The 5,029-nt window shown below is 62.4% G+C and carries 5 protein-coding genes; 2 read left to right on the top strand and 3 right to left on the bottom strand.

The features are described from left to right. Both EN749_RS30325 and EN749_RS30330 read left to right on the top strand, forming a co-directional pair. The coding region (locus EN749_RS30325) for an ABC transporter ATP-binding protein (protein ID WP_145991059.1) at positions 1–633 on the top strand (633 nt) is incomplete at its 5' end. A 20-nt stretch (positions 634–653) separates the two neighbouring features. Continuing rightward, entirely contained in the window at positions 654–1,412 is a 759-nt protein-coding gene (locus EN749_RS30330; protein ID WP_127321162.1) for an MBL fold metallo-hydrolase, read from the top strand. Between the two features lie 6 nt (positions 1,413–1,418). Here the strand turns inward: EN749_RS30330 and EN749_RS30335 are convergent, their stop codons facing one another. The 3 genes from EN749_RS30335 to EN749_RS30345 form a co-directional block, all read right to left on the bottom strand. Next, the gene (locus EN749_RS30335; protein ID WP_013531378.1) at positions 1,419–2,120 is read right to left on the bottom strand and encodes a TetR/AcrR family transcriptional regulator; all 702 of its coding nucleotides are present in this window, start codon (positions 2,118–2,120) and stop codon (positions 1,419–1,421) included. 114 nt (positions 2,121–2,234) lie between these two features. Next, on the bottom strand, positions 2,235–3,662 hold the full coding sequence (locus tag EN749_RS30340) for an amidase (protein ID WP_128364545.1): 1,428 nt from the start codon (positions 3,660–3,662) through the stop codon (positions 2,235–2,237). Between the two features lie 88 nt (positions 3,663–3,750). Continuing rightward, positions 3,751–4,785, bottom strand: a complete 1,035-nt coding sequence (locus tag EN749_RS30345; protein ID WP_127330772.1) for an extracellular solute-binding protein — start codon at positions 4,783–4,785, stop codon at positions 3,751–3,753. Positions 4,786–5,029: the final 244 nt, after the last annotated feature.

The following is a 5,029-nucleotide window of genomic DNA, read 5'->3' on the forward strand; positions in this document are numbered from 1 at the left end:
GCGCTGGCGCGGGCGCTGGTGATCGAGCCGGCGGTGCTTCTGCTCGACGAGCCGCTCGGCGCGCTCGATCTCAAATTACGCCGGCAGATGCAGGACGAGTTGAAAGCGATCCAGAAGCGCGTCGGCACCGCCTTCATCCACGTCACCCACGACCAGGAAGAAGCGATGGCGCTGGCCGACCATTGTGTGGTGATGAATGACGGGCGCATCGAGGACGAAGGCCCGCCCGAGCGCGTCTATCACAGGCCGGCGACGCGCTTTTCCGCCACCTTCATGGGCGAAAGCTCGATCCTTGCCGGCACGGTCACGGAAGCGAAGGAGAGGACAAGCACCGTCGCCACGCCCGTCGGGCCGGTCTCGCTGCCCGGTGCGCTGCCGGTGGGCTCCGCCGTTGCGCTGGCCATACGGCCGGAGCATCTTGTCCTCGGCGAGGCCAGCGGCGGTGTCAGGCTCGGCACGGCTGAGGTGAGCGATGTCGTCTTCCAGGGCAGCTTCAAGCGCGTGCTTGCGGTTTCCATCGAGGACCCCTCGCTTCACTTCATCGCCAAATTGCCAGCGACGGCGGCCGTCCAGCCGGGCGACACGGTCGCGATTTCCTGCAATACCGACCAGATTATTCTGCTGACGGACTGAGCTTTTCTGACGGATTGAACATGGCAACACTTCCGCTCATCGAGGCACCCGACTGGTACGAAACCATCCGCATGAGCGATGGCGTGACCTTGATCCACGAGCCGTGGATAAAGCCGTTCTTCCGCTGCAATATGTGGCATGTGCGCGGTCGCGATCGCGATCTCCTCTTCGACACCGGCCTCGGCCATTTCAGCCTCCGGCGCCATGTACCGCTGGTGAGCGAGCGCAAGCTGATTTGCGTCGCCAGCCACACGCATTTCGACCATATCGGTTGCCACCACGAATTTCCCGAGCGCTGCGTGCACGCCGCCGAGGCCGGCATCCTCGCCGATCCGCGCAATGAATGGACGGCAGCCGGCACCTATGCGACCGACGAGATGTTCGATCGCATGCCGCAAGGCTGGGACACGGCGCGCTACGGCATTTTGCCTGCGCCCGCCGGCCGTTTGCTCGGCCAGGGCGATGTCGTCGATCTCGGCGACCGTGCCTTCGAGGTGATCCACACGCCCGGCCATTCGCCCGGCGGCATCGCGCTCTACGAAAACAGGACGGGCATCCTGTTATCCGGCGACATCATCTATGACGGCCCGCTGATCGACGACGTCTACCACTCAGACATTCCCGACTACATGGCGACGCTGATGCGCCTGCGCGACCTCCATGTCTCGGTCGTGCATGGCGGGCATTTCCCAAGCTTCGGCAAGGTACGCTACCGCCAGCTTGTCGACGAGTATCTGGAACAGAAGCGGCAAGCCGGCTGCCATCTGCGGCAGCCCTGAAAGCGGTTAGCGCATCAGTTCGAAATGCCGCGGGAACGCCTGATGCAGCAGGAGCAGCATGGTCTTGCGCAGCACGTTGGTGTCACGGCTGGACGGATTGAGATGATCCCAATACCAGGCGCCATGAACCAGATAATTCAGGCTCTCCGACAGCGTATCGATGTCGACGCCGGTATAACCGCCACTGCGCGAAATCTCGATCAGCAGCTCGCGCGCCTCGGCGGTGTAGGCAAGGTCGCTCGGCAGGCCGATTTCGTTGTAGATCTGCATGCTCTTGCGGTCGCTGGAAAACACGACAAAAACTGAAACCCATTTCGGATGCTGGCGGGCGAAACGTTGCGCGCAATCGACCGCGCCCAGAGCCCGCTCAACCGGCGACAGGCCGGGCGCCCGCACCAACGTCACCCACAGCTCATCATATCGATCGCTGAGATACTGCAGGACGGCGCGAAACAGGTTCTCCTTGCTGCGGAAATGGAAGACGACCAGGGCATTGGACGAGCCGACATGTTCGGCGATGCGCTGCATGGTGACGCTTGCCAGCCCCTCCTCCGCGATGAGTTCGATGGTGGCGTCGATGATCCGCTGCACGCTGGCTTCGCCGCGCTCGCGCCGACGGTCCTTGGGCGGCGCGGCATCGTTTGCCGCACGCCCATTCTTCGCCGTTGCGCCTTTGCGTTTTGCCGCCGCAGCCTTTTGTTGCGCCATCTTCGTCCAGCTCCTTTCGGACCTTCTGGCGCGATCACCGGCGCCACCACAGATTCGTCTATTCGAGGTGTCCGGCGTCGGCTCTCCAACCGCGGCAAGAGCCGCATCGCCCTGTTATAGCGACGGACGCGTTTCGGCGTTTGTGTACCACTGCCCGTTGGCCGTCTCATAGGCCATGGCCGCTCGGAAAACATCGGCATCGCAATAGGTGCGGCCGACGATCTGGATGCCTGTCGGCACGCCGCTTGCCGCCCGACCCGAAGGGATGGACAGAACCGGACAACGGCTCATCATGTTGAACGGCGTCGTCATCACCCATCCCAACGACGGGTTCACCTGCTTACCGTTGATCTCGACCGTACCCGTGGTCTGATCGAACTCCGCCGGCACGGAGGGAAGCGCGTTGGTCGGGCAGATCAGCACATCGTAGGTCTCCAGCAGCGGCCCCAGCGTCTGGTACATCCTGGCCGCCACGTCGAGTGTTCCGACGAAGTCCGTCGCCTTCGACTTTTGCCCGTCCTCGGCGAACTGCCTGGCATAGCTCGTCATGTCCTTGCCGTGCTTCTTGAGCAGCTGCGACAGCGATGCGCCGAACAGATGCTCGAGATAGGCCATGCCCGCCCTGAGCACTTCGTCGCCCCAGCCCAGATCGACTTCCTCGACCGTGGCGCCGAGCGAACGGAACACATCGCAGGCGGCAAGCGTGTTCTTGCGCACGTCCGGGTCGACTTCGAAAGAACCAAGGTCCATCGAGAAAGCAATCTTCCAGCCCTTGATCGGCTTGTACTCGAGCGGCAGGCGCAGTTTCGGGCGCAGCGTGGCGATGTCGAGCGGGCTTGGTCCGGCCATCACATTCTGCAGCAGGATCGCATCCCCGACGTTTCGCGCCAGCGGTCCGGTGTGGCAGTAGAAGTCGAGGTTGAATGGCGGCTCGTCCGGATTGCGCCCGTAAGGCGGCTTGAAGCCGACAAGACCGCAGGCCGACGCGGGAATCCGGATCGATCCCGCAATGTCCGAACCGGTGGCGATCGACGACGTGCCGGATGCCAGCGTCGCCGCGGAGCCTCCCGACGAACCACCGGGCGTGAAATCCGGGTTCCACGGATTGCGCGTCACGCCCCAGCGTTTCGACCAGGTGTAGCCGGCGCAGCTGAATTCAGGCGTCGCCGTGCGGGCATGGACAATGCCTCCGGCCTTGATGATGCGCTCGTTCATCGTCGAGGTATGGCCACCGATAGCATCCCCGGACAGCAGCGAGCCGTGCGAGGTCGGCTTGCCCTTGATGTAGCTCTCGTCCTTTATGCCGATCGGCAGGCCCTCGAGCGCCCCGGTCCGGGCGCCCATGGCGTATTTTGCCTCGGCTTTCCTGGCCAGGTCTATCGCCTCGTCGAAATGCGTGAAGGTGAGGCAGTTGATCGTCGCTTTGGTGGCTTCGGCGCGGCGGATGGTGGCCTGCATCAGTTCGACGGGCGAAAGCTTCTTTGCCTTGAACAGCCGCAGCGCCTCGCTGGCCGGCATGTAGCAAAGGTCGAGATCGGTCATGGGAAGTCTCCTGCGATCTGCGCATCGCGTTTGGCATGGACGGAAGATGACCGCGCCGCGTGCGGCGGCGCGGGAAAGCCTGGTCAGGTCATTTCTGCAGGTCGGTCCAGATCTTCGTGTAGAGCGCCTGCACATCGGGCGGGCAGGCCAGCATGAATTGGCCCTTGGCGGCGAACTCGGCGGGAATGTTGACTTCCGGCGCGGTCTTCATGTCGTCGGGCATGAAGGCTTCCGAGCCCTTGATGCCGTTCGAATAACGCGCAAAGGCTGAGATCAGCGCCGCATTCTGCGGATCCATGATGAAGTTCTGGAACAGCTTGGCGTTGTCGACATTCTTGGCGTCCTTGAGGACAGCGACATTGTCCATCCAGATCGGATAGCCTTCCTTGGGATAGCCATAGACGATCTTGTCGTTCTCAAGCCGCTCGCGCAGCGATATGCCGTTCCAGTTGACGCCCGCGGCGATGTCGCCCCTGCCCAGGCCATCGACGGCCGCATAGTCGAGCGAAAGCCATTTCGCCTTCGCCTCCACCAGCTTGTCATGCACCTTCTTCAGCATCTGCATGTCGCTGCTGCAATATTTGCCACCCTCGTAAGCGATGGCGAGGAACATGATGTCACCCATTTCAGGAACGACATTGATCTTGCCGACGAGTTCGGGAGGTGGGTCGAGGAAGATCGCCGATGTGTTCGGATCGCCGGCATAGACCGACTTGTTCACCGAAATGCCGGTCGTGCCCCACTGCCATGGAACGGTGTATTTACGGCCTGGATCGAATGGAACATCGACCCACCTGGGATCGACGTTCTTGAAGTTTTCCATCTTGTTGGGATCGGTCTCCAAGAGCAGACCTTCGCTGATCCAGACCGGCACGACGCTCGCCGAAGGCACGACGATGTCATAGCCGGAGGCGCCCTGCCGGACCTTGGCCAAGGCGGTATCGTTGGAGTCATAGTCGGTGACGGTGACCTTGACCTTGTAGGTCTCCTCGAACTTCTTGATCAGGTCGGGGCTGGTGTAGTTGCCCCAATTGTAGATGTTGAGCTCGCCGTCGGCACGGGCCACGCCCGTGACAGTCAGCAGCGACAGGCCGATGGCCGTCGCGGTCAGTTTCCAGTTCATGCTGCATGCTCCCATTGTTGGGACCGGCGGCGTTACGGCCTCAGGTCCGTTTCCTGCTGACGAAAAGATGGCCGCGGCAATGCCGACCGGCTCGAGCCCGGCCGTCGACATCGCAGTTGCGGCATGCGGCGCGCCGGCAACGGCAAGCCGCATCGCGGTCGAGATATTCCCCTCTTCATTGTGGCCATTCACCGGCTGGCGCCGGCTGTCCAACTCAATTCGCGACCTCAGGAGTAACTATGAC

Origin of the sequence: Mesorhizobium sp. M7A.F.Ca.ET.027.02.1.1, assembly GCF_004022985.1 — a bacterium.
In the GTDB taxonomy this organism is placed as follows: domain Bacteria; phylum Pseudomonadota; class Alphaproteobacteria; order Rhizobiales; family Rhizobiaceae; genus Mesorhizobium.

Bases quoted from the DNA above. Each gene is read 5' to 3' on its own strand.
- EN749_RS30330 (WP_127321162.1), top strand. From the start codon at position 654: ATGGCAACACTTCCGCTCATCGAGGCACCCGACTGGTACGAAACCATC.
- EN749_RS30335 (WP_013531378.1), bottom strand. From the start codon at position 2,120: ATGGCGCAACAAAAGGCTGCGGCGGCAAAACGCAAAGGCGCAACGGCG.
- EN749_RS30340 (WP_128364545.1), bottom strand. From the start codon at position 3,662: ATGACCGATCTCGACCTTTGCTACATGCCGGCCAGCGAGGCGCTGCGG.
- EN749_RS30345 (WP_127330772.1), bottom strand. From the start codon at position 4,785: ATGAACTGGAAACTGACCGCGACGGCCATCGGCCTGTCGCTGCTGACT.